Origin of the sequence: Nocardia sp. CA-119907, from assembly GCF_050955995.1 — a bacterium.
In the GTDB taxonomy this organism is placed as follows: domain Bacteria; phylum Actinomycetota; class Actinomycetes; order Mycobacteriales; family Mycobacteriaceae; genus Nocardia.
This window is the reverse complement of sequence record NZ_CP192091.1, coordinates 920,563-945,447: the sequence shown is the minus strand read 5'-3', so window position 1 is coordinate 945,447 and position 24,885 is coordinate 920,563. Positions and strand designations below refer to the sequence as shown.

Sequence of the window (24,885 nt, the reverse complement as noted above, 5' to 3'; positions counted from 1 at the left end):
CGCTCGAAGAATGCACGCTCGGCACCATTCCGCCATCGAACGAGCGGTTGACGCGGCGCGCAGCTGCTAGTCGTCGCCGTCCGGTACCAGGACGCCGAGGATCCAGTTGACCACCGCTACGATGATGCCGCCCCAGAGCGCGGCCCAGAAGCCGTCGACGCGCAGGCCGTAGTCGGTGGTCTCGGTGATCTTCGCGGTGAGCCACAGCATCAGCGCGTTGATCACCAGCAGGAACAGACCGAGGGTCACGATGACCAGCGGTAGCGATAGAAGTTTCACAATCGGCTTGACCAGGGCGTTCACCACGGTGAAGACCACGGCGACGGCCAGGATGACAATGACTTTCCCGCCATTGCCCTTGTCGGCTGGGCTGAGGATTTCGATCTTGTCGACCCAGGCGGCGGCCAGCCAGATGGCCACCGCGTTGATGATCAACCGAATCAGAAGCTGCATGCCACGATGCTAGGCCCGGAGGGCGGGCATGTGCTGCCACAAAACACAAATCCCGTGGCACGCACATACCCGCCCCCTACGCGGCACGATCGAGCAGTGCGTGCACCTTCGGCCGGAGATCGTCGATCGCCTTCGCACCGCCGAGGATGCGGGTGGTGTTCGCATTGGGCGCGCGCAGAATGCCGAGCAGCAGATGTCCGGATTCGATGGTCTTCTCCTTGCGGGCCAGCGCTTCTCGCAGTCCCAGTTCCACCACCTTCTTCGCATCCTTGGTGAACGGGATATGACCCCAGTTCCGGTCGCGTCCGAAGGCGAATCTGGATCGCTCCTCGGGGACCGCCCGCTCCAGCGCATCCGCACCGAAGGTCGCCTCCAGACTCTCCCGCACCGCGTCCAGGTCGATGCCGATCGAGCGCAGCGCCTCGGCGTCCTCTTCCCCCATCGGCTGACCTTTACTGTGTTGGCCAAGGGTTTTCAGTGCGTCCCGATGCGTGACGCCCACCTCTTCGAGCAGCGCCTGCAACTCCGGCTCGCCCTGCGACAGCAGGCCGAGCAGCACATGCTCCACCTCGATCCTGGGTGAGCGCAGCTCGCGCGCGTCTTCCTGGGCGCTGATGATCGCGATCTTCGCCGCCCTGCTGAACCGTTCGAACATCAGCGGTTCCCGCCTCTCCGGTTGTATTTCTGGTGAACCGCCTGCTTGCTGACCTCGAGCGCCTCCGCGATCGCCTGCCATGACCACCCCTGTTCGCGGGCATTGGTCACCTGGATCGCCTCCAGCCGTTCGAGCAGCCGACGCAGTGCGAGCACCGCACGCAGCCCGACCCTGGGGTCGGGGCTGCCCGCGGCGGCCGCCAGTGTGGTTGCCTCAGTCATGGCGTCAATTTTGATTGACGCCATCGCGGGTTGTCAACAAAAATTGACGCCGCCGGAGTCCGCTACCGGAGAAAGCGAAACCCCGCCGCCCCGGCGCTACGGCCGGGATGACGGGGTTGCAGAACTGCGTGCGGCGACTAGCCGGACCAGATTCCGGTCGCGGTGAACTTGTCCAGGACCGCCGCGGGTTCGGCCAGGCTCATACCCTGCGCCTCGACCCACGCGTCGTCGAAATACGTTCCGGCATAGCGATCTCCGCCGTCACACAGCAGGGTCACCACACTGCCGGAACGACCGGCGCCGATCATTTCGGCGATGAGCGCGAAGGCGCCCCACAGGTTGGTGCCGGTGGAACCGCCTACGCGGCGGCCGATTACCCTACTCGCGTGCCGCGCGGCCGCGATGGAGGCCGCATCGGGGACCTCGATCATCCGGTCCACCACCTGGCCGATGAAGGACGGCTCCACCCGCGGGCGGCCGATTCCCTCGATGCGCGAAGGCATTCCGGTCTGATATCCGGCGTCGGCGGTCTGGTAGCCACCGAAGAACGCGGAGTTCTCCGGATCGACCACGGCCAGCTTCGACGGGAAGCGGTGGTAGCGGATGTAGCGGCCGATGGTGGCGCTGGTACCGCCGGTGCCCGCGCCGACCACGATCCAGTCCGGCACCGGATGCGTTTCCAATTCCATTTGCTCGAAGATGGATTCGGCGATGTTGTTATTGCCGCGCCAGTCGGTGGCGCGCTCGGCGTGGGTGAACTGGTCCATGTAGTGACCACCGCATTCGGCGGCCAGCCGGGCCGCCTCGGTGTACATATCCGGCGGGCGCTGCACGAAATGACAACGGCCGCCCTGGGCCTCGATCAACTCGATCTTCTGCGGCGAGGTGCTCGCTGGCATAACCGCCACGAAATCGAGGCCGAGCAGTTTGGCGAAGTACGCCTCGCTGACCGCCGTCGAACCCGAGGACGCCTCCACCACCGTGGTGCCCTCGGTGACCCAGCCGTTGCAGATCGCGTACAGGAACAGCGACCGCGCCAGCCGGTGCTTGAGACTGCCGGTGATGTGGGTCGACTCATCCTTCAGGTACAGCTGGACGCGCCACGCCGCGGGCAACGGGTACCGCAGCAGATGGGTGTCGGCGCTGCGCTGAGTATCGGCCTCGATGAGGCGCACGGCGTTGTCGACCCAGCCGCGCGGAGTACTGCGGTCGCAGTACTTCACGAAGCCGCCCCGGTCGAGTCGTCATCGCCGCGCAGCCGGGCGCGCAGCTGCGCCTTGTCCTGACGGCGCTTGGCGTCGACGATCGCGATGTCCTCGTTGACCCGCGCACGCATCCTCTTGAACACCGTCAACGACAGCGGCATCGCGATGATCAAGGCGAACAGGGCGGCGACCACCAGCGGGATCTCCACCGAGACGAGCTGGGCGATGCCCACGATCGCGGCGGTGATGACGACGACCAAACCCAGCCTGGCGAGCGTGTACAGCACCAGATTGCGGGCCAGCCGCGCGCCGGCGCCAGCCGTCTGCTGTCTCGGGTCACCTTTCGGTGGAGTTGCGTCACTCACGTCGTCCAGCCTATGCGAAGCTATGGCCCGCGCCTCCTGCCGAGGTAGGACCCCGTATCCCATTTGTCTATTACTTCCCCTTTACCAACTGTAGGTGGTTCGAGTACCTAGGGGTCGCAGTGCAACGATGGCGCCATCTGATGAGGGAACTGTCGAGAACGGAGAGGTTTGCTATGACTGCGATCACCGTCGGCGGCCAGGACACCCTGCTGACACCGGGCCAAGTGGCCGCTATGTTCCACGTCGATCCGAAGACCGTCACCCGCTGGGCCCACGCCGGGCGCCTCGGGTCTCTGCGCACACCGGGTGGACACCGCCGGTTCCGCGAGTCCGAAGTACTCCAACTGCTCAGGTCGCTGACCACCGAGGCCACCGCACGCTGATCGTGGCCGATGCGGGCCCGTAGCGATCCCCTGTCTAGGGGCCCGCACCCACCCTGCAGAGTGAATTTCGCATCTGCAGTGTTCGAAGGCTACGCACGCGACTACCCTCGTTAGCAGGAGGTGAGCGACGTGACGTACCTGTTGGCACTCATCGCAGTTGTGGCAGTCGCGGTGTTGTGCTGGAAGGCGTTCGGCCCTGAGAAATCCGGACCGAGCGCTCGGCCCACGCGTTCACCACAACGCAAGCGAATCATGGGCCCGGACGACGACCCTGAATTCCTCTGGCGCCTCTCGCGCCAGCATCGTGATGGCGACGGGCCCACCGAGCGCTGAACGGTTGACCCCTCGACTCGCCGAGTGGTTCCAGCGGCGCGAATCCCTTGGTCGCGCAACCATATTGACCACGCGGTCTATTTCGCCCCGCCGCCGACCGATCGCGCCCGCGCGCGGACCCGAACAGCGCACACTTCACGAATAGGTGGCCCGGCCCGTCCGATCCCCGACCGAGCAAGAGCCGCCCGCACCGGCACGGCCACCACCTCGGCATCCAGGGCAGCTGGCAAATCGACATCACCCGCCCACTGAGGTGTCCCGCATATGCAATGGCTAGCTCGCACAACCTAGAGAGCCTGTGCGAGGTCGCCACTGCGTGTGCGACAGCTCTCAGACGATCACGGCTCGCCGTTGACGACCGCCATCATGGCGTCCATGAAGGATTGGCCGCCCATGATGTAGCCGCCGGCGATGGCGCCTACGACGGCGCCGATGGGGCCGGTGATGATGCTGAAGAAGAAGACGCCGACGATGGCGCCGACGATGAGGCCGAGGGCGCCGCCGAGGATCACGCCGACGATGTTCTTGTTGATTTCGTCGGTCAGCCGGGCCATGGAGCTGACCGGCTGCATCTCGCCGATGTTCTTGGCGGTCAGTTTCGGTGTGAGAGCGAGGGTTCGGCCGTTATCGGTGATGGCTTGGTCGACCGCCACATTCGTGCCGGAGAGCTGGTAGGTCAGTGGAACTTCGGCGACCACGTCGCCGGTGTCGGACTTCAGCAGGACCTTGGTGCCGTTATCGGTGAGTTCGAACTTGCCGCTGTCGACGGCGGTGGTCACCACGCGATGGGTTTCCTTGCGTTCGTCCTTCGTGTCGGAAAGCACGGTGTGGTAACCGATTCCCTGTTCGACGCCGGAGGCCGACACCTCTTTGGCGACCTCCGCGGGCTTCGCGTGCGCGGTTCCCGCAGCGACTCCGACGGCAGCGACGGACAAGAAAGTGGCGGCGAGCATGCCGAACTTCATCAAGGTTTCCTTCTGACAAGCACCGGCCCCGGTAGCCGGATGACGCGTCTAGCGCCACGTAGCTTGTTGCCCCGCACGGCATTTGGGAAACCCCTGACAGCCATCGTTATTCGATTGTTACCCAGCATCCGACCCGTGATCATTTCACACAAGTATCCTTTTTATCCTCAAAAATTGGGTGACTCGACGCACACGCATCACATGGTGTAGGCATGACGTGCTCAATCAAAATGCAACATTCAACTTCGGATCTCCGCGCGCGAGTTCGAACACCCATGGAGGACGTCAGTGTCGCGTCAACGTGTCCGTGCCGGGGTGACCTTGACGGTCTTCATCGGGGTGACCGCGCTGGCGGCGGCCGTCGTCGCCGTGGCCGCGATGTCGCTGAGCAACAACAAGTCCACCGGCGGCGGCCCCTCGCCCGCGGCCCAGAACGACGCCGCGCCAACCACATCGGCACTACCGTCGACCTCCGAGGACCTACCACTGGCCACCGAGGCACCGCCGACGACCTCCGCCGTGCGCAGCACCTTCGACAAGATCGCCGGTGGCCTGAAGGTGGAGGTCGGTGACTGCGTCGAGATCGGCCACAACGGCGATACCGCCACTCTCGGCAAGGCCGCCTGTGGCAGCGCGACTTCCAACTACAAGATCATCGACAAGGCGTCCGAGAACGCCGCCTGCCCCAGCGATGCCGACCGCACGCTCAACGACACACTGCGCGGCATCAACCGCGCCGCCCTCTGCCTGGACATCGACTGGGTAGTCGGCGGCTGCATGGACCCGAACAAGGACAACCCCAAGCGCATCGACTGCGCCACCAAGGGCATGCCCAACGGCGTCCGCGTAGTCGAGGTCAAGCAGAACACCACAAACGTCAACGTCTGCTCCGCCAGCGACCGCGGAATCGTCTACCAGCAACGCCAATTCGTAGTCTGCGTTCACCGGCTTTAACCAACAAGCTTTTCCGCTTCATGGTCTCGGTTTGCCTCCCCGGCACGACAATTCGCAGGGTCGAAAACCAGGCGGCACAACCGATCACGACATGTCGTTGACAAATCGCACTGACGTGAGACACGGTCCGAGCGGAGCCATCGGGTAAGTGAGTTGGCGAGCCCACCCACCGAAAGAGGGTGCGGCAGTATCCCCGAGTAGATCCTGCTAGTTCAGCCCAGCGTACGAGTGCAACCCGCTGATCACGATGTTGATGATGAACAGGTTGAAGAGCATCGCTACGAAACCCGCGACGTTGATATACGCGGCCTTGGTGTCGCGCCACCCCGATGTCGCGCGGGCGTGCAAATACGCGGCGTAGAGGACCCAGGCTATGAAGGAGCAGGTCTCCTTCGGGTCCCAGCCCCAGAAGCGGCCCCAGGCGGCTTCGGCCCAGATGGCGCCGAGGATTACGCCCGCACCGAAGAGGGGGAAGCCGATGATGGTGGTTTTGTAGGCGAGACGGTCCAGGGTGCGGGCGTCGGGCAGGCGGCGGGCGATGGTGCCGAGGATATTGGCGGATTCGGCGCCTTCGGGCTGCCGCAGGCGGTAGAGGAAGAGCAGGCTGGCGATGCCGGAGACCATGAAGACACCGCTGCCGATGCTGACGATGGTGACGTGGACGGGCAGCCAGAACGACTTCAGCGCTGGCACAACGGGTGCCGCGTCGGCGTAGAGCACGGTTCCCGCCAGGAACATCAGGATCAGGATCGGGACGAGCAGGAATACCCACATCGACCGGTAGCGCTGTTCGCGCAGGAACACCATGCCGACGACGGCAGCCGCGGCGGTCGCCATGGTGACGAATTCGTACATATTGCCGAGCGGAAAGCGGTGGGTCGCGAAGCCGCGCAATACGATCGAGGTCACGTGCAGGGCGATGGCGACGAACAGCACCGAGAACGCCATATTGCCGGCGCGTTCCGCGAACGGCTTGGCCTGCGGCGTCTCGACCCGCCCCGGCGCCGCGGGACGTTCGGCGCCGCCGCCAGCGGTCACCAGTTCGCGCGCGACGACCTTTTGTGTCCGCGCCGCCGCGTACTGCACGATCAGCAGCACCAGCACCAGCGCGTACACGACGATCGCCGATTTGAAGGCGAGATCGCTGTACTGGGCGATGGTCTCGTCGATCGGCATGGTCACTCTCCCGGTCGGTCCGCGGACGCGGCGGATTGGTCATCGAGCAGGCGCTTGCGCAGGCGGTCGAATTCGCCGCCCCAGCCCGCCTGATCGGTTCTGGCCAGCCCGCCCATCTCTACTACGGTGTGTCGTTTGTCAACGGTACCGGCTTCGTCGTCGGCCGGGTAGCAGCGGATCCAGATGCGCCGCCGCTTCACCAGCAGCGACACCAGCAGTCCGGCCATCATGGCCAGCGCGCTCACCAGCACCCACTGCTGCGCCGGATCATGCGATACCTGCAGGTTCACGAATTCCTGCGCGCCGTCGAAGGTGACCTTGGTGCCATTGGGCAGGGTGGTCGACTCGCCGGGACGCAGGTTGACCCTGGCCTCCTTGGTCAGTCGCCCCTGCTTGACCTGCTCGGGATCCAGCGCGAACAGCGACTGCGGCTTGCCGGTGTCCAGACCGGTGTCGCCGCGGTAGACGTCCACCGCGACCGCCGGATCGTTCATGGTCGGGAACGACGAGGTCAGCAGGCTGCCGTGGAGCAGGGCGGTCGGCGCGAACAGCCCCTCGATCGCGATCTGGTTCTTGCGGCGTTCTTCGTCGGTCGCGTACATGCCGCCGGGCGGATCGATCCGCAGCACACCGCTGGACAGGAAGGTCTGGGCGTTATCGGGCCGCCACTGGACGGTCTCGGTTCGGGTCTGCCCGTTCGGGAAGGTCACCGTGAATGTCGGCGCGAATCCGTGGCCCTGCAGGTACAGCCGATCACCCGCGACGCGCAGTGGATGGTTCACCTGGATCTGCGCATCGCGCCAGTTATTGCTCTGCAGATCGGCGCCGGCCTGATATTCGATATGCGAGGTGAACATCTCGGCCTGACCGTTCGTCAGGTAGTCGGCCTTGAAATCCTTGACCCGCACGCACAGCGGCGCCATACCGGTGCCGTCGTTGATATTGCCCGCCTTGAACGAGTCGAAGACCGCGGGCGAGGTGGTGCAGAAGCCGGGACCATTGTTCGCGATGACGATCACACTGCCCTCGTAGCCGAACAGCTTGCCGACCGCGATGGCGACGAGCAGCCCGACCAGGGCCAGGTGGAAGACGAGGTTGCCGAGTTCGCGGGTGTAGCCCTTTTCCGCGGAGAGGGTGATCTCACCGTCACGAGTGCCCTCACGCACCTCGGTGCGCCAGCCGCGCAGTTCTTTTCGCGCGTACTCGAGCACCGCGTCGGGGGTGCCGTCGACCGTCTCGGAGTAATGGTGCGGCAGCCGCGACAGGTTGCGCGGAGCGCGCACCGGCGGCGTGCGCAGTGCGCGGTAGTGGTCCAGGCAGCGCGGCAGAATGCAGCCGACAAGCGAGATGAACAGCAGCGCATAGATCGCCGTGAACCAGAAACTCGAGAACACGTCGAACAGCTGGAACCGGTCCATCCACGGACCGAGCGTCGGGCGGTCGGCGATGTACTGGTCGACCTTGCCCTCGTTGAGATTCCGCTGCGGCAGCAGCGCCCCCGGAATCGCGGCCAAGGCCAGCAGGAACAGCAGCACCAGCGCGGTGCGCATGCTGGTGAGCCCGCGCCAGCCATTACGCACGAGCGCCCACGCGCGACCCGGTAGCGATTGGCGCGGCGGTGTCACCGGCGCCTCGGGTCTGTCGATCACGGTCATATCGGCAAGGTCACCTCGGAAACGAACGCATCGCGCACCCAGGCGACGAACTGGTCCCATGCCCCGGTGACCAGCGCGATACCGACCGCGACCAGCAGCATGCCGCCGATGAGCTGAATGGTGCGGGAATTGCGCCGCAGCCAGCCGACACCGCGCAGCGCACTCGCCGAACCGAAGGCCAGGATCACGAACGGCAGTCCGAGACCGAGGCAGTAGGCGACGATCAGCGCGACGCCGCGCACCGCCGTCGTGCCCTCGGTACCGGCCGAGACCGCCATCACCCCGGACAGCGTCGGTCCGAGACACGGCGTCCAGCCGAGCGCGAAGACCGCGCCCAGCAGCGGAGCGCCCGCGATACTGGTGAGCCGGCGCGGCTCCATCCGGGTATCGCGCTGCAATGCGGGGACCAGACCGATGAACACCAGACCCATCAGGATGGTGACCACGCCGCCGACCCGTTGCAGCAGTTCACGATTCACATTCAGGGTCTGGATGACGCCGAAAACCGTCGCGGTGGCGAGCACGAACACCACGGTGAATCCGGCGACGAACAGACCGGCCGCACCGGCCACCCGCAGCCGACCCGTACGTGCCGCAGCCCGCTCCGAAACCGCCGTACCACCAAGGCCTTTGGCTTGTGCGGCGGTGGCGGGCGGCGCCTCGGCACCGACCAGCCCGGCGAGGTAGGACAGGTAACCCGGAACCAGCGGCACCACACACGGCGAGGCGAACGAGACCAGTCCGGCCAGTAAGCAGGCGCCGAGTGCCAACAACAGCGGCCCGGTCGCCGCCGTCTGCTGGAACGAATCACCAACTGCGGCAAGCACCATCAGTCGGTCTCCACCGGGGGTCGATCGGTATGCTCGGGCACCGGCGCTGCAGAAGTATTTGTTGCGGGGGGAACAAAGTCCATCATGGAATCGGCTGCGGCGCTGCGTGGTACGGCGGCCACGCCGACCCACCGGTCATCGACGGTCCAGACACCGCGAACGAGTCGAGCGGCCTGCCGCGGGCGACACGCGCGCGGGCTACGAGTACGGCGATCGCGATTCACGATTGCACCTTCCTACCGCCCGATAGCGAGCGGGACGTAATTACGGCATGGGCCGAACGACGGCACGGGGTCACTGGGAACCTTCCGCGGCAATGCGTTCGACGACTGGTTGTAGGTCTTCCGCCAAGAGCGACCGGAGGAAGACAGCGGCCACCCGATGTTGCCGATCCAGCACCAGCGTGGTGGGAATGACACTGGTCGGGAAGTTGCCGCCGAGCGCGAGCAGGGTGCGCATGGACGGGTCGTAGACGGACGGATAACCGACCTTGTTGTCGACGACGAAGTCCTGCGCCTTGTCCTGCTGGAAATCACGGACATTGATGCCGAGAAAGACGACGCCCCTGTCCTTTGTTGCCTCGTAGACCTTTTCGAGCGCGGGCGCCTCGGCGCGGCACGGCCCGCACCACTGCCCCCACAGATTCAGGACGACCACCTTGTCCGGGAAGTCGGCGACCGAGGTGGTCTTGCCCGAGGTCATCAGATCCGGCCCGGCGAGCTTGCCGATGGTGCCACGCGCGGCGGGCGGATCGTAGTAGATATCGGTTTTGCCACCGGGCGAGACGAATTCGAACGTACCGCCGGAGGCCACCGCATCCTTCCCGGTCGAACAACCCGCGAGCGCGGCGACCAGGGCCACGCACGCGAGCAGGACCGGCGCACAGCGCCGGGCCAACGACCGGGAGGAAGTTCTCATGCGCCGTGCACCGTGGGATCCGAACCGCCAGCGGGTTCGGAGTAGACGATGTCGACGAGGGTGTCGCCCTGGTAGACCAGCGAGGTCAGCGAGGCGAGCGAGCACTGCCGGTGCCGCGGATCGTGCCAGAGCCGCTGGCCCTGCAGGAACCGCCGCAGCGTCCAGACCGGCAGCTGATGCGAGACCAGCACGGCCTCATGTCCGGCCGCCTCGACCCGGGCCTTGTTCACCGCGGCCAGCATGCGGTGTGCGATCTGCAGATAGGGCTCGCCCCAGGACGGGGTGAACGGATCGCGCAGCTTCCACCAGTGCCTCGGCTTGCGCAGCGCGCCGTCACCGACCGAAACCCGCAGGCCCTCGAAGGTATTGCCGGCCTCGATCAGGTTCTCATCGGTGCGCACCATCAGCCCGTGCTGCCTGGCGATCGGTTCAGCGGTCTCCTGCGCGCGCTGCAGCGGTGAGGCGATGACCAGCGCGATGTCGTGGTCGGTCAGCGAACGCGCCACCGCACCGGCCTGCGCGCGTCCGGTCACCGAGAGGCTGAACCCGGGCAGGCGACCGTAGAGAATGCCCTTCGGGTTGTGCACCTCGCCGTGTCGCAGCACGTGCACGATGGTCTCGATGGCGTCGTCATCGGGCGTCTCGACGCCGGGCCCGGTGGCCTCAGCGCTCGCGACCGGAGTGTCTGGTAGTTCGCGCTCTTCGGAATCTGGCTGGTCGGAACTCACGCGCTGGATCCTTCGGGGGTGGCGGCCGCGGCCGCGTGTGCGGCGGCGGGCAGGGCTGCGGCGATACGGTCGAACGCGTCCTCGTCGAGCGCCGCGGAGACGAACCAGGCCTCGAACGCGCTCGGCGGCGCGTACACGCCGCCATCTAGCAATGCGTGGAAGAAAGCGGGAAAACGCCAGGTCTGGCTGGCTTTGGCGGCATCGTAGTCGGTGACCGGACGGTCGGCGAAGAACACGCTCACCATATTGCCCGCGAACTGAACCTGATGCTCGACCCCTGCCGCGTCGAGCGCCTCGGTGAACAGGCCGCCGAGCCGCTGGGCATTGCGATCGAGCGCGGCGTACACCGCGTCATCGGCCGCGCGCAACGAGGCGAGCCCCGCGGCGACAGCGACCGGATTACCGGAGAGGGTGCCCGCCTGATACACCGGGCCGAGCGGCGCGAGGTGATTCATGATCTCGGCGCGTCCGCCGAAGGCGGCGGCGGGCAGTCCACCGCTCATCACCTTGCCGAAGGTGTAGAGATCACCGGCGACGCCGTCGAGGCCGAACCACCCGGACCGGCTGACCCGGAATCCGGTCATCACCTCGTCCATGATCAGCAGCGCGCCGTGTTCGGTGGTCAGCTTGCGCAGGCCTTCGTTGAAGCCGGGCAGCGGCGCGACCGCACCCATATTGCCCGCGGCCGCCTCGGTGATCACGCAGGCGATCGCATCCGGATGTGCGGCGAAGGCGGCGGCGACAGCGTCGATGTCGTTGTAGGGCAGCACGATGGTGTCACCGGCTTGTGCACCGGTGACACCGGGCGAGGTCGGCAGGCCGAGTGTGGCGACGCCGGACCCGGCGTCGGCCAGCAGGGCGTCCACATGGCCGTGATAGCAACCGGCGAACTTGATGATCTTGGCGCGGCCGGTGTAACCGCGGGCCAGCCGGACCGCGCTCATGGTGGCCTCGGTGCCGGAGTTCACCAGGCGGACCCGGTCCACCGGCGCCACCCGCTCGGCGATCAGCTCGGCGAGTTCGATCTCGGCCTCGGTCGGTGCGCCGAAGGACAGTCCGCCAACGGCCGCGCGCTGCACGGCCTCGACCACCTCGGGGTGCGCGTGGCCGAGGATCATCGGACCCCAGGAGCACACCAGGTCAACATATTCGTTGCCGTCGACATCGATGAGCGTGTAACCGTTGGCAGAGGCGATGAATCGCGGTGTGCCACCGACGGACTTGAACGCCCGCACCGGCGAGTTGACACCACCTGGAATCACCGAAGCAGCCCGGTCGAAGAGCTGAGCCGAGACCGGCACCGATGCCCTGGTCGCGCGCGGAGAAGAACTCACGACGTCCAGTGTCTCAGCCCGATCCGAAGGAGTCGACGACAGGGTGTAGTGGAGGTGATGCAGACCGCAGCCACACCGGCGTCCCGCATGCAACACGCCGATCGTGGTTCGCGGCGATATCGGTGGCTGAATGATTGCTGGTGCGTAATCTCGGAGGGTCGTCGCACCATCTAGCCCACCGGGAGAGCGCCATGCGGTTTGCCGTCCTCAGTGCCACGATCTGCGCCGCGGTCGCCGCCGCCATATCCTTCGGCGCCGGATCCGCCGCCGCCGCGGATCCGATCACCCAGCCCGACCGGGTCGGGCTGCATCTGAATCACTCGGAGACCGAGGCACTCGGCGACGGACCGGTGCCCGCATTGATCACCATGGTGGTGCCGCTCAGCCGAATCGGGGCCGGGCTGAAAGGCGACTCCGAGATCTACCACGACGAAAACGGCGGCGTGCACGCCTCACTGCGTCAGGTCATCACGGAGGCGGCCAGCCATCCGGACGGCACCGTCGCGCTGTACCTCAACGCGCCGGGCACCCACAGTGGCCGCCTGCTGGACATCTACCAGAACTGGAACTAGGTGTACATGCACGGCACCGAGGCCGAGATGGTGTGCAGCTGGCACATGAAGTTGTTGTAGACACCCGCCGAACCCGAATCGGGCACGAAGATCGGCGCGGGCTGGGCCACCTCGGTCTCGGCGGGCTCGAGCGGCAGTCCCGGTGCGGCCCATGCGGGGGCCGCACCGATCGCGGCCACCACGGCAACCGCCGCGCACACTTTTCCGGCAAAACGAATCACAAGCATTTCTCCCAGTCGACACGGTGCGGATAACCGGCCGAAAGCATAACGGCCACAACAGTATTCACCGAATGCCGACCGTTGCGACCGAGACACCTCGCGGCGCGGCACTTGCACGGTAACCGAGTCGCGGCACATCCGCCAGACGGTGCCACTAGGCCGTGACGCCGACGCAGAACAGCGCGAAACCGGTTGTCAGCAGGCAGGATAACGGAGCGGGCAGCAGATTCAGCGGCGAGAACGTAGGAATTGGCGGCATCATACCTGCGAGGTTCCCGCGAAATCGGCGACCAAACGGTCGCGGCGACGGAGATCGCCGGTGCTCGCCCTCAGCGCGACCGCGTGGCCCGCACCGTTCGCGCGACGGCATCAATGGCGAGCACGCCGCCCACGATGACCAGGAACGTGGCCAAGACCAGCCACGGGCCGCTGTAGCGGGTGGCCTGGAAGCCGGGCACCTCGCCCGAGGGGGCCAAGGTGGTGGTGATCAATCCGCTGCGCCAGCTCACCACCGCGAGGACCGCGCAGGCCAGGGCGAGCGTCAGCTCGACCAACGCGGGCAGCATGCGGTCACCGAGCACGATCCATCGCTTCAACGATCCGCTCCGTTCTCGCTGTGTTCGGTTTCCTCGGTATTCGGCGCGGCCAGGTCCGCATGCTCGGCCGCGTCTGCGTCCGCATCCTCGGCCGCGTCTGCCGCCTGGTCCGCACCACCCAATGCCGTGGTGAGCGCGGCCCGCAGTCCGCGGTGATCCTTCGCCCACGCCTGCACCAGGGCACCGTCGACCAGTCGCAGCCCGATGGCCTTGCGCCGACGCGGCACCCCACTCAACTCGCCGAGTGAACGCGCCGATTCCCAATCCTCATCGTCCCAGGAATCCTCGTCCCGCTCGGGCAGCACCGCATCGATGGCCGCCAGCGGCAGGGTTTCGGTGCCCTCGCGCAGCGCGGTATCGGTCAGCTCGACGCTCACATGCCGCTGCCCCGCGATCACCTGCAGCACAACGAAACCGGCGATCAACGCGGCACAGAAAATGAGGGCGAACCAGTGCACCTGGGCGGCGGCCACGAATTCGAGAATCAGAACGATCAGACACAGCAGCGGCCCGTAGGCCACCGAACGCCACCGCGCGCCCGGTTCCGCGAACAGGATGGTTGTGCCATCACCCGTATCGGTCACAGCATGCTCCCGGTCACGCCGAGCGGGGCGCCGGGAGTCGATATCCCGCCCCGGGTCAGCCGACCTTGCCGGGCAACAGCAGCACCGCGACGGTAACCAAGCCGAAGAGGATGAGCAGACTCAGCACGAGCAGATCTCGTCGAATGCTCTGCGGCTGTTGGATAACCACTCGCATCGATGCCTCCGATCTTCGGGAGCCATCTGGTCGACGTTCTTACGAAACGTAAGTCAACGTGTAACAAATAACTACCGGTTCCCATTTCCGCTGTGACAACCCTCACGATACATGCTGGCGTTTCCTTGACAAACTCGCGGGCGACTCCATATCCCGTTCACCTGCGGTTCAATTGGAAGTATGCGGTCGAGTCCGGACGGTGACTCAGGTACACCGCGCCCGCCGCGAGTACGCCCTGCACGATCGCGGCACCACCGGCCAGCAGCGAGGCCGCTCCGGTCACCGCTTCCAGCGCGAACAGGGTGCCGACCGCGACCAGCACCAGCCAGACGCCGACGGCGGTCAACAGCGTCCGCGCCCACAACTTTCCGCGCACCATCTGATGCACCAACAGCAGCGTGAACGCGGCCAGCGCCAAACCGATCACCACACCGACCACGAAGGCCAGCGAAACCATCAGCTGCGCACTGGGCATCGTGAAGTTCGGATCGCTGGCATGCACCTGGTCGTACATCTTCTGCGCATACTCACCGCGCTGCTGCACGGCCGCCAGAATCGACCCGATCAACTGCACGATCCCGAATCCGATAACCCCCCACCACAATTGCCGCGCCGTCCGAACATCCTCCGGCGGCTCCGGCCGCGGCCCGACAACCGGACCACCCGGGTACCGGCCCGGTGCGTATGGGCCCTGCGGGTGTGGACCCGGTGCGTATGGACCCGGTGCGTGTGGGCCCTGTGGATACGGCCCAGGCGGATAGTGCCCCGGAGGGTATGCCCCGGGCGAACTCGCGCCCTGCGGATGCGCCCAAGGCGAATTCGGTCCCGGCGCGTACGACTCAGCCGAACGCGCTCCTTCCGGATGCGACCCCGGCGCATTCGACCAAGGCGAGCCCGGCTCGGACTGCCCCACTCCGTCCGGATGCGATCCCGCCGGACTCATTTCCTGCGGATGCGACCCCGCCGAATTCGGCCCCGACAAGGACAGCTCGGCCGGACTCGCCCCGGCGGAACTCGGACCACTCGGATCCGAACCCGGCGACGCCGACTTGGCCAACTCCGGGCCCAACGACTCGGGCGAACTCGCTCCCACCGGATGCAACCCCGGCGAGTACGGCTGCGGCCGATTCTCTCCCTCCGGATGCGATCCGGAGGGACTCACTTCCTGCGGATGCGACCCCGGCGAATTCGGCCCCGACAAGGACAGCTCGGCCGGACTCGCCCCGGCGGAACTCGGACCACTCGGATCCGAACCCGGCAACGCCGACTCGGGATCCAACGACTTCGGCCCAGACGCTTCCGACGCCGACGACTCCGAATCGGCCGGATTCGGAGTGGGCGTATCCGATCTGGACGAATTCACGACAGCCAGTGTGCGGCCTCGGTCGCCCAATAGGTGAGCACGATGTCCGCGCCCGCCCGGCGGATGCCGATCAGTGATTCCAGGATGGCGGCGCGGCGGTCGATCCAACCGCGCTGGGCGGCGGCGGTGATCATCGCGTACTCACCCGAGATCTGGTACGCGGCCACCGGCACGGTCGACTGGTCGGCGACATCGCGGAGGATGTCCAGGTACGACATCGCGGGCTTGACCATCACGATGTCCGCGCCTTCGGCCAGATCGAGCTGCAACTCCCGGATCGCCTCGCGACGGTTCGCCGGATCCTGCTGGTAGCTGCGCCGATCCCCCTCCAGCGAGGAGGCGACGGCCTCCCGGAACGGGCCGTAGAACGCCGAGGCGTACTTGGCGGCGTAGGCGAGGATGCCGGTGTCGGTGCGCCCGACAGCGTCGAGTCCACGCCGGATCGCGCCGACCTGGCCGTCCATCATGCCGCTGGTGCCGAGCAGATCGGCACCGGCATCCGCCTGCGCGAGGGCCATCTCCACATAGCGGTGCAGGGTGGCGTCATTGTCGACGGCGCCGTCGGCGGACAGCACGCCGCAATGCCCGTGATCGGTGAATTCGTCCAGGCAGGTATCGGCCATGACAACCGTCGCATCGCCGACCTCCTCGGCCAGCGCGCGCAAACCGCGGTTCAGGATCCCATCGGGATCGCTGGCCTTACTGCCGGTGGCGTCCTTGTCCTCGGGCAGCGGCACGCCGAATAGCATCAGCCCGCCGACCCCCGCGGTGACCGCCTCGACCGCCGCCTTGCGCAGCGAATCCATCGAGTGCTGGCGCACCCCCGGCATGGATCCGATCTCACGCGGCTCGTCCAGCCCATCGGCGACGAACATCGGCAACACCAATTGCCGTGGCTCGAGAGTTGTTTCGGCCACGAGACGGCGCAGGGCGGGAGTACGGCGCAACCGCCGCGGGCGGTCCAATCCGGTCATAATCCGCACGATACGCCCGGTCCGAATGCCCGTTGCACGCGCGGGTGCACCGAACGATCAGCGAGCCGGGAAGCCCGGCGGCATCTGCATCTTTCCGCCGCCGAACGGACCGCCGCCGACCAGCACGGTGGAGCCGGCCATATAGCCGAGATCGTCGCCACACAGCGCGAGAATCGCCCGCGCGATCTCGGCCGGCTCGGCCATCCGACCCAGCGCGGATACATTCAGCGGACCCCATGCGTCCTTGAAGGCCGACCATATCGGATCCGGCAGACCGGCCGGGCGGATCAGCGCGGTATTCGTGGTGCCCGGGGCGATCGCATTGACCCGGATGCCGCGCGGGCCGTACTGCTGCGCCATCGATCCGACCAGACCCTCGATTCCGGCCTTACTCGCGGAGTAGGCGGGCGCGCTCGCCATCAGCGATTTGGAGGCGGTGCACAGGATCACCCCGCCGCCGGAGCGTTCCAGCAGCGGCACTTCATATTTCACCGAGAGGAAGATTCCGCGCAGATTGGTGTCGAGTACGTCGTCCCACTGCTCGACCGAAAGGTCCTCGGCCGCACCCTCGATCCTGATCCCCGCATTGTTCAATGCCACATCCAGGCGACCGAACCTGCGATCCACCGCTGCAACCAATCGCTCGACCTCGGCCGGAACGCGAATATCGGTACGCACGTAATGCGCTGCTGCGCCGATGGATTCGGCAATCCGCGCACCGAGCTGTTCGCGCCGTCCGCAGAACACCACCGACGCGCCCTCGGCGGCGAACGCGCGCACGGCGGCCTCGCCGATACCCGATGTACCGCCGGTCACCAGGACCACCTTCCCAGCGAAGCGGCTGCCCGGCGCGGCCGCCGGTAGCGGTTCGGTCGGCGGATCGCGCAGATACGGCGGCACCACAACGGCCGTCGTCACCGCGGCGGCACCCGCGCCCGCGGCCGCGAGCCCCATGAACGTGCGGCGCGAACGGCTCTGACGCACAGGCGATTCGGTATCCGACGATTCGTTTTCCGGTGTCGATTCCGCAGTCATGCACCGATCATCTCGGCCGACCGATCGGGCCGCTTCCTCCTGGCGGCCCGATCGGTCGGCCCATGGGAGGACACCGTGTCATCCCCGGGGTACCGATCGGCGTTAAGGATGTCTCGAGGATTCGATAAGGCCACTGCGCGACGCTGCGGCCACGCGGCGGTGGGCGGCCGTACCGAGAATGGTGAGATGCGGTGGCGGGGGATGATGGTGGTGAGTGGCCGGTCCGGCTCCGGGAGTAGACGATGACCGAATTCACGATTCCGCCGCGGCGGACCGATTGGAGTGGTCTGCGGAAACTGGCGCGCGGCGGGGATCCGGGCGTCATCCTGCAGTTGGCGCAGCGGCTGTACGAGGCTGGCGAGGCGGCCGAGGCCGAACAGTGGTTCCGGCGCGCCGCCGCGCAGGGCAGCGGCCCGGCCATGGCGGGTCTGGGCGCACTGCTGGCGGCCGACGGACGGATCTCGGAGGCGATCCGGTGGCTGGAGTTCGCCATCGCGGCCGACTGCCCCGGGGCCGATCAGCAGTTGGGAACGCTGTATTTGGAGCGCGGGGATCTCGACGCCGCCGAAATGTGGTTCCTGCCAGCGGCTGAGGACGGACTGCCGGAGGCGCTGTGCAATATGGGGGTTGTCGCGAGTCGCCGGGGCTTCGACAACGAGGCACGGCACTGGTACGAGCGCGCGGTGCGGGCCGGAAGTTCAACGGCCATGCGCACTCTCGGGGTGCGGCTGGCGCGCGAGGGACAGGTCGAACGGGCGGTCACGCTCCTGACCGAGGCCGTTCGACGCGGCCGGGCCGATGCCATGGCGGTACTCGGCGTGATCTTCCTCGAGCACGGTGACTGGGTCGAGGGTGAGCGGTGGCTGCGCCGCGGCGCCGAGGCCGGCGATGCCGATTCGATGTTCCACCTGGCGCGCTTCCTGCGCGAACAACATGTGCACGTGGATTTCCCGGACAGTCCGGCCGCGGCCGAGGCAAAAGCCAAGGCGTACCAGGACGCGCGGTACTGGTTGGAGCGCGCCGCCACACTGCGCCACCCCGAGGCCATGCGACTGCTGCACGACCTGTGAACTCGCGCCGATGCTGGCCACGCGATGATTGTCGAAACCCCTTGTGAGCGGGCGTTTTTGTCGGTGGGCAGTAGTAAAATCGAAGGCGTGTTCGAGGGAACTCCCACGGTTCCCGATCGCGACGGGAGGACGCCACAGTGCCCAAAACCGCACCCGAGTCGAAGGTTATCGATCGGCCCTATGTCCCGCTGCGCAAGCAGCCGCTGCCCGCCGGGCGACCGCGCAAGTGGTACATCTCGCACAACCGCCGCCTCAAGGCGATGCGCTTGACCATCGCGCTGCTGGACTCCGGCATCTACCTGCCGAGTCAGGCCAGCAATGAAAGGATCCGGCGGACAGCCGAACTCATCGATATCCGACCCCCGTCCGACACCACCTGTCGGTTGGTGCGGACCCTGATGCGCTACAGCCGCTGATCAACGGCGCTCGACGGTTGCGGCGGCTCCGGTTGCGCGACGAGGGGCGACGCCTTCGTCGCGCAACCGGGTAGGCCAAAGCTACCGGCTGCGGCGGCTCTTCTTACGAGGCGGCGGCAGCAGCCCCTCGGCACGCAGGCGGGCCGCATGCTCGGCCAGCGCCTCCACCAGCGGGCCGACCTGGGCGACCTCGGGCTGCACATCCACGCGCAGACCGAATTCGATGGCCGTCTCGGCGGTCTTCGGGCCGATGCAGGCAACGATGGTGCGCGCGTGCGGCTTACCCGCGATGCCGACCAGATTGCGAACGGTGGAGGACGAGGTGAACAGGACCGCATCGAAGCCGCCGGTCTTGATCATCTCGCGGGTCTCGGCAGGCGGCGGAGAGGCGCGCACCGTGCGGTAGGCCGTGACGTCATCGATCTCCCAACCGCGGTCGCGCAGACCCTCGGCCAAGGTTTCGGTGGCGATATCCGCGCGCGGCAACAGCACTCGGTTCACCGGGTCGAAAACGTCGTCGTAGGGCGGGAAGTCGGCGAGCAGGCCCTCGGAGGACTGTTCGCCACTGGGCACCAGCTCCGGATTGATGCCGAACGAGCGCACCCTATCCGCGGTGGCCTCGCCGACACAGGCGATCTTCACGCCGGAAAAGGCCCGTGCGTCCAACCCGAATTCGGCAAACTTCTCCCATACCGCGCGCACCGCATTGGTCGAGGTGAACACCACCCACTGGTAGCGACCGTCGACCAGTCCCTTGACCGCGCGCTCCATCTGCGCCGGACTGCGCGGCGGCTCGACCGCGATGGTCGGCACCTCCATCGGGATGGCGCCGTGGGTCACCAGTCGCTCGCTCATCTCAGCGGCCTGATCCTTGGTGCGCGGCACCAGCACGGTCCAGCCGTACAGCGCGCGCGACTCCCACCACGACATCTTCGACCGCTGCGCGACCACCTTGCCGATGGTCACCACCAGCGGGCCGACCAGTTCGGATGCCGCGCTGTTGAGCGTGGCCAGGGTGGCCTCGATGGTGCGCTGCTGGCGGGTGGTGCCACGCACCGTCACCGCGACCGGGGTCTGCGGCGCCATACCGTGTTCGACCAAAGCGCTCGCGGTTTCGGCCAGATGACCCGAGGTCGCCGAGAGCACCAGCGGGCCGGGCGCCGCGGCCAGCGCGGCCCAGTCGACCTCGCCGCGCACATCGGCCTCGGTGTGCCCGGAGCCGAGCGCGATACCGGCGAAGCTCGGCACCGCCGAACCATTGGGCAGACCCGGCAGCACCTCGAAGACCATATGCGAACGAGTGACCGCGTTGACCTCGACGATCACCGAATCGGTCGTCAGCGGATCACCCGCGACGACCCGGACCACATCGTGGCCGCTGCGCGCCTCGGCGATCAGTGTCTTGGCCACCTCGGCGGGATCGCCGAGCGCGGGACGCACATCCACCGGACGCTCGCCGTCCGCACCGGGCTCGACCTCGATACCGATCAGCGCGAGCACGCCCTTGTCGACATCGGGATCGGTGAACGCCAGCGTCGCGCGACCGAGCACCTCGCGAGCACGCACTGTCAGCAGTGCCACATCGCCGGGACCCGACCCGACGAACAAGATCCGACCAGGGTGCTTCTTGTGTGCTCGGCTCATGCCAGTACCTCGCTAGCGCTCGGCACTGGCATGCCCGAAGGCGCTGTGCTGATGATTCGCTCGCTGCGCTCGCTCATTGGCTGTTCTCCATTGGACTGAAATTGATGAAGTCGTCAGAGGCGGGCGGGTTCACCGCCGATGTGGGGGAACCGGCAGACTCCGGTTCCGGCGCGCTGAGCAGCTCGCGGGCGCCCAGTTCGAGCAGTTCCCTGGCCAGCTCGCGGCCCAGTTCCGCGGCGCGCTCCGGCGGGCCGACCACGGAGGCGCGCAACACATCGGAACCGTCGACGGCCGCCGCGCAGCCGCGCAGCGACAGTTCGTCGACGATCTTGCCGTCATCGTCGAGCGATTCGACGACTTCGGCGATGGCGCCGATCGGCGCGGTGCAACCGGCCTCGAGTTCGGCGAGCAGCGACCGCTCGGCGATGACGGCGGCACGGGTGGCGGCGTCGTCGAGTTCGGTCAGCGCCTCGAGCAATTCGGCATCGTCGCACCGGCATTCGACCGCCAGCGCGCCCTGCGCGGGTGCGGGCAACATCTGCACCGGCTCCAGCGCCTCGGTGACCGCGTCGAGCCGCCCGATCCGGGCGAGTCCGGCCCTGGCGACCACCACCGCGTCCAACTCGCCCTCGCTGACCTTGCGCAGGCGGGTGTCGAGGTTGCCGCGCAGCGGCACGATGTCCAGACCGAGCCCGAGGGCGCGCAACTGGGCCGCGCGGCGCGGCGCCGAGGTGCCGACCCTGGCACCGGCGGGCAGCTCACCGAGCACCAGACCATCGCGGGCCACCAGCGCGTCGCGCGGATCCTCGCGGGTCGGGATGGCGGCGATGGTGAAGCGCGGATCCTGTGCGGTCGGCAGGTCTTTGTACGAGTGCACCGCGATGTCGATATTTCCGGCGGCCAGTTCGTCACGCAGCGCCGAGGTGAATACGCCGACACCGATCTTCTGCACCGGATCCGAGGACAGATCGCCCGCGGTCTTGATGACCACCAGCTCCGCATCGTGTCCGGCCGCGATCAGGGTGTCGCGAACCGTGCCCGCCTGGGTGAGGGCGAGCAGACTACCTCTGGTGCCGATCCGCCACGGCACGCGCGTGCTGCCTGCGGTCACGTTTTCCTCTTCCTGCGCAATTGTCATGCCGTCTGCCCCTGTTCCTCGCCGCGGTGTCCGGCGGTGAAGTCGTCGGCAAGCGCGATCTCGCCGTCCCCGGTAAAACGCAGCGCGCCGTGCTCGTCGCCGATCGGACTGATTTCCATCGGTGTCGCAACCGCTTGCGCCGCACCGGGTTTGAGCTCGAACAATTCCCGCAGCGCCTCGGCGTAGGTATCCCCGCCCGGCGTCGAGGCCAGCTGCTTGACCCGCACCGTCGGCGCGTGCAGCAGTTTGTCGACGACGCGGCGCACCGTGCGCGCCACCTCGTCCCGTTCCGGATCGGCCAGCCCGGGCAACCGGGAATCGAGTCTGAGCAGTTCCGCCTCGACCACCTCGGCCGCGCGCTGACGCAGCGCGGCCACGGTCGGGGTGACCTCCGCCATGCGCTGGCCCGCAAGGTATTTCGCGAGTTCGTCGGCGACGATCGAGCGGGCGGCCGCGGTATCGTCGGCGGCCGCGCCGGCCGCCGGATCGCGCTGCAAGGTCTCGATATCGATGACTGTCACACCGGGCAGACCGGCGACGGCGTGTTCGACATCGCGCGGCAGGCCGAGATCGCAGAACACCAACGGCCGTTCCGCCGAGGCGAATTCGCTGCCGCGCTCACGTTCGGCCAGGGCGCGGTGGGTATCGGCCAGTGTCACCACCGCGCCGACCGCACCGGTACAGGTGATGACGACATCGGCGGCCGCCATCGCCTCGGTCAACCGTGACAGTTCCATCGCGTCGGCCTCGACACCGTGGCTGTGCGCGGTGTCCGCGAGCCGCTTGGCCCGGGCGAGGGTGCGGTTCACCACGACGATGCGGCCGATACCCGCACGCGACAGATGCGCCACCGCGAGCCCGCCCATGGCACCGGCCCCGACCACCACGGCGGTCCGACCCGCGAGCGGGCCGAGCACCTGCTGCGAGCGATCCAGCGCCACCGAAACCACCGAGGCACCGGCCCGATCGATACCGGTCTCCGAATGCACCCGCTTGCCCACGCGCAATGCGTGCTGGGCCAGTTCGTGCAGGGTCCGCCCGACCGCCTGCTGGGCATCGGCGGAGGCATAGGCGCCGCGGATCTGGCTGAGCACCTGCTGCTCGCCGATCACCATCGAATCCAGGCCGCTGGCCACCGCGAACAGATGTTCGGCGGCGGCCTCGCTGTAGCGGACGTAGGCGTGCTTGGTCAGATCCGGCAGCGGCAGTCCGGAATGTTTGGTCAATAGTTCGCCGACCTCGGCGAGACCGCCGTGGAAGGCGTCGACAACGGCGTAGACCTCGACGCGGTTGCAGGTCGAGACGATCATCGCCTCGGAGACGTGGCTGGAGGTGAGCATTCGGTCGATCAGCTTGGGCCGGTCCGCGTCGGTGATCGCGACCTTCTCCAGAATCGAGACAGGCGCGCTGCGATGCGAAATCCCGACTAACAGAATGCTCATGACTCCGCCTCGCTGGCGCTCGGCTGCGTCATGCGCATGGCGCGCTGGCACATGATTCGTTCGCTACGCTCACTCATGGTGTAACCACCGATCCCTTGCTGGATGGCTCCGTTGCCGAATGCGAGGTCGTCGAGTGTTTGAGTGCCGGATGTCCGGCAGCAGTGTGCGCGGGCGCGCGGTGGGCGATGCGGCCGGAGACCGCGTGCGCGACCTCGGGCAGGGGCGGAGCATTGCGCGCGGTCTCGAACGACAGCATCTGCAGCTCGACCGCCAGGTCGACCCGGCGGACCTCCACGGTCTCCGGCGCGGTCAGCTCACATGGGGCAAAGCTCAGGATCGACTGCAGCCCGGAGGCGACCAGTTGGTCGCAGACGTCCTGCGCCGCATCGTCGGGCACGGTGATCACCGCGATGGTCGGCTTCAACGCATCGATGGCCGGGGCCAGATCCGCGACATCGCGCACCACCAGACCGGCGACGGATATGCCGATCACCTCGGGATGGCTGTCGAACATGCCGACCACGGTGAACCCACGCCGCCGGAAGCCGCCGTAGCCCACCAGGGCCCGGCCCAGATTTCCGGCGCCGACCAGCACCACCCGATGTCCCTGCGACAGACCGAGCACATCCTCGATCCTGGTGCGCAACTTGGCGACGTCATAGCCGACACCCCGAACGCCATTGGGTCCCAGGAACGAAAGGTCCTTGCGCAGCTTGGCCGAATTGACACCCGCCGCGACAGCCAGTTCCTCACTCGATACGATGGCAACACCGTCGTCGGCCAACATGGCGAGGACCCGGAGATAGGTGGCCAGCCGCGCCACCGTGGCCTGCGGGATGTCCTTCTGCAGAGCCCTGCCGGAGACGCCGCTTGGCGCCTCATGCTGCTCTGTCACGTCGTCGGCTCCTCGTTCCGGCCTCCGGCGAGGTCCGGTTCATCGTTCGACCTCGTGCCCGGGGCGGTCCGGTGCCATGGTCGAAGTATTCGGAATGCTGGGTTCACTACCGCGGTGGATCCGCAGCCTCGGAGCATGCGGGTCGCGTGCCACCACCGTAACCGCTTGTGCAGCCCTTCACAAAGTCGGTGAATTTGGCCTCATTTTCCGCCGCGACCAGCAGCGCGGCGGAATCGGGCCGGATCAGCTATCGCTCAGCGAGTCAAGTCGGCCCGCAATCGGAGCTCGTCGACATCGAAATAGCTGTGCTCACGGCCGTCGAGCAGCACGACAGGAAGCCGGTCGCCGTACTCCGCCCGCAGGCCAGGGTCGGTTCCGGCGATTTCGTCGACATCGACCGTCGCCGGCTCGATGTCGAATTCGGCACAGATCGCCCGGAGTTGCTCGAGCGCGATGACGCAGAGCCCGCAGCCCGATCTCGTCAGCAGCGTCACCGAATGTGTGGGATTGGTCATGGCCGATATTAAATCCCCTCGCCACGCCCCGATCGGAGCGTGCCGTACTGCCTTAACTGTCACCGCGGCC

At 67.0% G+C, this 24,885-nt stretch carries 29 protein-coding genes; 6 read left to right on the top strand and 23 right to left on the bottom strand.

The features are described 5' to 3' along the window. Nucleotides 1-66 precede the first annotated feature (66 nt). The 5 genes from ACQP2D_RS04515 to ACQP2D_RS04495 form a co-directional block, all read right to left on the bottom strand. Nucleotides 67-453 carry a phage holin family protein gene (locus ACQP2D_RS04515; protein ID WP_433682464.1) on the bottom strand — a complete coding sequence of 129 codons (387 nt, stop codon included), beginning with the start codon at nucleotides 451-453 and terminating at the stop codon, nucleotides 67-69. Between the two features lie 76 nt (nucleotides 454-529). Next, nucleotides 530-1,108 carry a Clp protease N-terminal domain-containing protein gene (locus ACQP2D_RS04510; protein WP_433682463.1) on the bottom strand — a complete coding sequence of 193 codons (579 nt, stop codon included), beginning with the start codon at nucleotides 1,106-1,108 and terminating at the stop codon, nucleotides 530-532. After that, nucleotides 1,108-1,329 (bottom strand): helix-turn-helix domain-containing protein, encoded by a 222-nt coding sequence (locus tag ACQP2D_RS04505; RefSeq protein WP_354959891.1) that lies wholly within the window; start codon nucleotides 1,327-1,329, stop codon nucleotides 1,108-1,110. Before ACQP2D_RS04505 ends, ACQP2D_RS04510 begins: the two co-directional genes overlap by 1 nt. Before the next feature lie 137 nt (nucleotides 1,330-1,466). Beyond that, complete coding sequence (locus tag ACQP2D_RS04500) at nucleotides 1,467-2,552, bottom strand: PLP-dependent cysteine synthase family protein (RefSeq protein ID WP_433682462.1); 1,086 nt, start codon at nucleotides 2,550-2,552, stop codon at nucleotides 1,467-1,469. Continuing rightward, nucleotides 2,549-2,899: a DUF4229 domain-containing protein gene (locus ACQP2D_RS04495; protein WP_433682461.1), complete on the bottom strand. Its 351-nt coding sequence runs from the start codon at nucleotides 2,897-2,899 to the stop codon at nucleotides 2,549-2,551. Before ACQP2D_RS04495 ends, ACQP2D_RS04500 begins: the two co-directional genes overlap by 4 nt. Before the next feature lie 173 nt (nucleotides 2,900-3,072). Here ACQP2D_RS04495 and ACQP2D_RS04490 point away from each other — a divergent pair, with 173 nt between their 5' ends. Both ACQP2D_RS04490 and ACQP2D_RS04485 read left to right on the top strand, forming a co-directional pair. Next, the gene (locus ACQP2D_RS04490; protein WP_330250627.1) at nucleotides 3,073-3,282 is read left to right on the top strand and encodes a BldC family transcriptional regulator; all 210 of its coding nucleotides are present in this window, start codon (nucleotides 3,073-3,075) and stop codon (nucleotides 3,280-3,282) included. 129 nt (nucleotides 3,283-3,411) lie between these two features. Beyond that, nucleotides 3,412-3,615: a hypothetical protein gene (locus ACQP2D_RS04485; protein ID WP_433682460.1), complete on the top strand. Its 204-nt coding sequence runs from the start codon at nucleotides 3,412-3,414 to the stop codon at nucleotides 3,613-3,615. A gap of 338 nt (nucleotides 3,616-3,953) precedes the next feature. Here ACQP2D_RS04485 and ACQP2D_RS04480 read toward each other — a convergent pair whose 3' ends face one another. Then, the gene (locus ACQP2D_RS04480) at nucleotides 3,954-4,580 is read right to left on the bottom strand and encodes a DUF456 domain-containing protein (protein WP_433682459.1); all 627 of its coding nucleotides are present in this window, start codon (nucleotides 4,578-4,580) and stop codon (nucleotides 3,954-3,956) included. 288 nt (nucleotides 4,581-4,868) lie between these two features. Here ACQP2D_RS04480 and lppU point away from each other — a divergent pair, with 288 nt between their 5' ends. Beyond that, entirely contained in the window at nucleotides 4,869-5,534 is a 666-nt protein-coding gene (gene lppU / locus ACQP2D_RS04475; protein ID WP_433682458.1) for an LppU family putative lipoprotein, read from the top strand. A gap of 207 nt (nucleotides 5,535-5,741) precedes the next feature. On the opposite strand, the gene ccsB is transcribed toward lppU, so the two are convergent. The 6 genes from ccsB to hemL all read right to left on the bottom strand — a co-directional run bounded on the left by ccsB (nucleotide 5,742) and on the right by hemL (nucleotide 12,175). After that, nucleotides 5,742-6,710: a c-type cytochrome biogenesis protein CcsB gene (ccsB, locus tag ACQP2D_RS04470; RefSeq protein WP_433682457.1), complete on the bottom strand. Its 969-nt coding sequence runs from the start codon at nucleotides 6,708-6,710 to the stop codon at nucleotides 5,742-5,744. A gap of 2 nt (nucleotides 6,711-6,712) precedes the next feature. Continuing rightward, the gene (gene resB / locus ACQP2D_RS04465) at nucleotides 6,713-8,365 is read right to left on the bottom strand and encodes a cytochrome c biogenesis protein ResB (RefSeq protein WP_433682456.1); all 1,653 of its coding nucleotides are present in this window, start codon (nucleotides 8,363-8,365) and stop codon (nucleotides 6,713-6,715) included. Next, nucleotides 8,362-9,195, bottom strand: coding sequence for a cytochrome c biogenesis CcdA family protein (locus ACQP2D_RS04460; RefSeq protein ID WP_433682455.1), 834 nt, complete (start codon nucleotides 9,193-9,195; stop codon nucleotides 8,362-8,364). The genes resB and ACQP2D_RS04460 overlap by 4 nt, the downstream gene beginning before the upstream one ends. Nucleotides 9,196-9,489: 294 nt before the next feature. Further along, on the bottom strand, nucleotides 9,490-10,113 hold the full coding sequence (locus ACQP2D_RS04455) for a TlpA disulfide reductase family protein (protein ID WP_433682454.1): 624 nt from the start codon (nucleotides 10,111-10,113) through the stop codon (nucleotides 9,490-9,492). Beyond that, nucleotides 10,110-10,736, bottom strand: coding sequence for a histidine phosphatase family protein (locus ACQP2D_RS04450; protein ID WP_433685527.1), 627 nt, complete (start codon nucleotides 10,734-10,736; stop codon nucleotides 10,110-10,112). The genes ACQP2D_RS04455 and ACQP2D_RS04450 overlap by 4 nt, the downstream gene beginning before the upstream one ends. Before the next feature lie 101 nt (nucleotides 10,737-10,837). Then, nucleotides 10,838-12,175, bottom strand: a complete 1,338-nt coding sequence (hemL, locus tag ACQP2D_RS04445; protein WP_433682453.1) for a glutamate-1-semialdehyde 2,1-aminomutase — start codon at nucleotides 12,173-12,175, stop codon at nucleotides 10,838-10,840. A gap of 191 nt (nucleotides 12,176-12,366) precedes the next feature. On the opposite strand from hemL, the gene ACQP2D_RS04440 reads away from it, so the two are divergent. Continuing rightward, entirely contained in the window at nucleotides 12,367-12,747 is a 381-nt protein-coding gene (locus ACQP2D_RS04440; RefSeq protein ID WP_433682452.1) for a hypothetical protein, read from the top strand. Here ACQP2D_RS04440 and ACQP2D_RS04435 read toward each other — a convergent pair. The 6 genes from ACQP2D_RS04435 to ACQP2D_RS04410 all read right to left on the bottom strand — a co-directional run bounded on the left by ACQP2D_RS04435 (nucleotide 12,744) and on the right by ACQP2D_RS04410 (nucleotide 17,695). Next, nucleotides 12,744-12,974, bottom strand: a complete 231-nt coding sequence (locus ACQP2D_RS04435; protein ID WP_433682451.1) for a hypothetical protein — start codon at nucleotides 12,972-12,974, stop codon at nucleotides 12,744-12,746. The two genes, ACQP2D_RS04440 and ACQP2D_RS04435, sit on opposite strands and share 4 nt — an antisense overlap. A gap of 323 nt (nucleotides 12,975-13,297) precedes the next feature. Next, the gene (locus ACQP2D_RS04430; RefSeq protein WP_433682450.1) at nucleotides 13,298-13,564 is read right to left on the bottom strand and encodes a hypothetical protein; all 267 of its coding nucleotides are present in this window, start codon (nucleotides 13,562-13,564) and stop codon (nucleotides 13,298-13,300) included. Next, complete coding sequence (locus ACQP2D_RS04425; RefSeq protein ID WP_433682449.1) at nucleotides 13,561-14,148, bottom strand: hypothetical protein; 588 nt, start codon at nucleotides 14,146-14,148, stop codon at nucleotides 13,561-13,563. The genes ACQP2D_RS04430 and ACQP2D_RS04425 overlap by 4 nt, the downstream gene beginning before the upstream one ends. Nucleotides 14,149-14,480: 332 nt before the next feature. After that, the gene (locus ACQP2D_RS04420; protein ID WP_433682448.1) at nucleotides 14,481-14,897 is read right to left on the bottom strand and encodes a hypothetical protein; all 417 of its coding nucleotides are present in this window, start codon (nucleotides 14,895-14,897) and stop codon (nucleotides 14,481-14,483) included. 785 nt (nucleotides 14,898-15,682) lie between these two features. Next, a complete protein-coding gene (gene hemB / locus ACQP2D_RS04415) occupies nucleotides 15,683-16,660 on the bottom strand; it encodes a porphobilinogen synthase (protein ID WP_433682447.1) in 978 nt (325 codons plus the stop codon). Nucleotides 16,661-16,717: 57 nt separating this feature from the next. Further along, the gene (locus tag ACQP2D_RS04410; protein WP_433682446.1) at nucleotides 16,718-17,695 is read right to left on the bottom strand and encodes an SDR family NAD(P)-dependent oxidoreductase; all 978 of its coding nucleotides are present in this window, start codon (nucleotides 17,693-17,695) and stop codon (nucleotides 16,718-16,720) included. A 242-nt stretch (nucleotides 17,696-17,937) separates the two neighbouring features. On the opposite strand from ACQP2D_RS04410, the gene ACQP2D_RS04405 reads away from it, so the two are divergent. Together ACQP2D_RS04405 and ACQP2D_RS04400 are read left to right on the top strand one after the other, a co-directional pair. Beyond that, nucleotides 17,938-18,765 carry a tetratricopeptide repeat protein gene (locus tag ACQP2D_RS04405; protein ID WP_433682445.1) on the top strand — a complete coding sequence of 276 codons (828 nt, stop codon included), beginning with the start codon at nucleotides 17,938-17,940 and terminating at the stop codon, nucleotides 18,763-18,765. Between the two features lie 137 nt (nucleotides 18,766-18,902). Further along, nucleotides 18,903-19,181: a hypothetical protein gene (locus tag ACQP2D_RS04400; protein WP_433682444.1), complete on the top strand. Its 279-nt coding sequence runs from the start codon at nucleotides 18,903-18,905 to the stop codon at nucleotides 19,179-19,181. Nucleotides 19,182-19,262: 81 nt separating this feature from the next. Here ACQP2D_RS04400 and ACQP2D_RS04395 read toward each other — a convergent pair whose 3' ends face one another. The 5 genes from ACQP2D_RS04395 to ACQP2D_RS04375 all read right to left on the bottom strand — a co-directional run bounded on the left by ACQP2D_RS04395 (nucleotide 19,263) and on the right by ACQP2D_RS04375 (nucleotide 24,815). After that, nucleotides 19,263-20,825: a uroporphyrinogen-III synthase gene (locus ACQP2D_RS04395; protein ID WP_433682443.1), complete on the bottom strand. Its 1,563-nt coding sequence runs from the start codon at nucleotides 20,823-20,825 to the stop codon at nucleotides 19,263-19,265. A gap of 73 nt (nucleotides 20,826-20,898) precedes the next feature. After that, a complete protein-coding gene (hemC, locus tag ACQP2D_RS04390; protein WP_433682442.1) occupies nucleotides 20,899-21,963 on the bottom strand; it encodes a hydroxymethylbilane synthase in 1,065 nt (354 codons plus the stop codon). After that, nucleotides 21,960-23,405 (bottom strand): glutamyl-tRNA reductase, encoded by a 1,446-nt coding sequence (locus ACQP2D_RS04385; protein ID WP_433682441.1) that lies wholly within the window; start codon nucleotides 23,403-23,405, stop codon nucleotides 21,960-21,962. Before ACQP2D_RS04385 ends, hemC begins: the two co-directional genes overlap by 4 nt. Before the next feature lie 73 nt (nucleotides 23,406-23,478). Continuing rightward, nucleotides 23,479-24,300, bottom strand: a complete 822-nt coding sequence (locus tag ACQP2D_RS04380; RefSeq protein ID WP_433682440.1) for a redox-sensing transcriptional repressor Rex — start codon at nucleotides 24,298-24,300, stop codon at nucleotides 23,479-23,481. 254 nt (nucleotides 24,301-24,554) lie between these two features. Beyond that, on the bottom strand, nucleotides 24,555-24,815 hold the full coding sequence (locus ACQP2D_RS04375) for a glutaredoxin family protein (RefSeq protein WP_433682439.1): 261 nt from the start codon (nucleotides 24,813-24,815) through the stop codon (nucleotides 24,555-24,557). Between the last annotated feature and the right edge of the window lie 70 nt (nucleotides 24,816-24,885).

What these genes read in the sequence shown, in the direction of transcription:
- ACQP2D_RS04515 (WP_433682464.1), bottom strand. Translation starts at nt 453, where the DNA reads ATGCAGCTTCTGATTCGGTTGATCATCAACGCGGTGGCCATCTGGCTG.
- ACQP2D_RS04510 (WP_433682463.1), bottom strand. Translation starts at nt 1,108, where the DNA reads ATGTTCGAACGGTTCAGCAGGGCGGCGAAGATCGCGATCATCAGCGCC.
- ACQP2D_RS04505 (WP_354959891.1), bottom strand. Translation starts at nt 1,329, where the DNA reads ATGACTGAGGCAACCACACTGGCGGCCGCCGCGGGCAGCCCCGACCCC.
- ACQP2D_RS04490 (WP_330250627.1), top strand. Translation starts at nt 3,073, where the DNA reads ATGACTGCGATCACCGTCGGCGGCCAGGACACCCTGCTGACACCGGGC.
- ACQP2D_RS04480 (WP_433682459.1), bottom strand. Translation starts at nt 4,580, where the DNA reads ATGAAGTTCGGCATGCTCGCCGCCACTTTCTTGTCCGTCGCTGCCGTC.
- ccsB (WP_433682457.1), bottom strand. Translation starts at nt 6,710, where the DNA reads ATGCCGATCGACGAGACCATCGCCCAGTACAGCGATCTCGCCTTCAAA.
- resB (WP_433682456.1), bottom strand. Translation starts at nt 8,365, where the DNA reads ATGACCGTGATCGACAGACCCGAGGCGCCGGTGACACCGCCGCGCCAA.
- ACQP2D_RS04460 (WP_433682455.1), bottom strand. Translation starts at nt 9,195, where the DNA reads ATGGTGCTTGCCGCAGTTGGTGATTCGTTCCAGCAGACGGCGGCGACC.
- ACQP2D_RS04455 (WP_433682454.1), bottom strand. Translation starts at nt 10,113, where the DNA reads ATGAGAACTTCCTCCCGGTCGTTGGCCCGGCGCTGTGCGCCGGTCCTG.
- ACQP2D_RS04440 (WP_433682452.1), top strand. Translation starts at nt 12,367, where the DNA reads ATGCGGTTTGCCGTCCTCAGTGCCACGATCTGCGCCGCGGTCGCCGCC.
- ACQP2D_RS04435 (WP_433682451.1), bottom strand. Translation starts at nt 12,974, where the DNA reads ATGCTTGTGATTCGTTTTGCCGGAAAAGTGTGCGCGGCGGTTGCCGTG.
- hemB (WP_433682447.1), bottom strand. Translation starts at nt 16,660, where the DNA reads ATGACCGGATTGGACCGCCCGCGGCGGTTGCGCCGTACTCCCGCCCTG.
- ACQP2D_RS04410 (WP_433682446.1), bottom strand. Translation starts at nt 17,695, where the DNA reads ATGACTGCGGAATCGACACCGGAAAACGAATCGTCGGATACCGAATCG.
- ACQP2D_RS04405 (WP_433682445.1), top strand. Translation starts at nt 17,938, where the DNA reads ATGACCGAATTCACGATTCCGCCGCGGCGGACCGATTGGAGTGGTCTG.
- ACQP2D_RS04395 (WP_433682443.1), bottom strand. Translation starts at nt 20,825, where the DNA reads ATGAGCCGAGCACACAAGAAGCACCCTGGTCGGATCTTGTTCGTCGGG.
- hemC (WP_433682442.1), bottom strand. Translation starts at nt 21,963, where the DNA reads ATGACAATTGCGCAGGAAGAGGAAAACGTGACCGCAGGCAGCACGCGC.
- ACQP2D_RS04385 (WP_433682441.1), bottom strand. Translation starts at nt 23,405, where the DNA reads ATGAGCATTCTGTTAGTCGGGATTTCGCATCGCAGCGCGCCTGTCTCG.
- ACQP2D_RS04375 (WP_433682439.1), bottom strand. Translation starts at nt 24,815, where the DNA reads ATGACCAATCCCACACATTCGGTGACGCTGCTGACGAGATCGGGCTGC.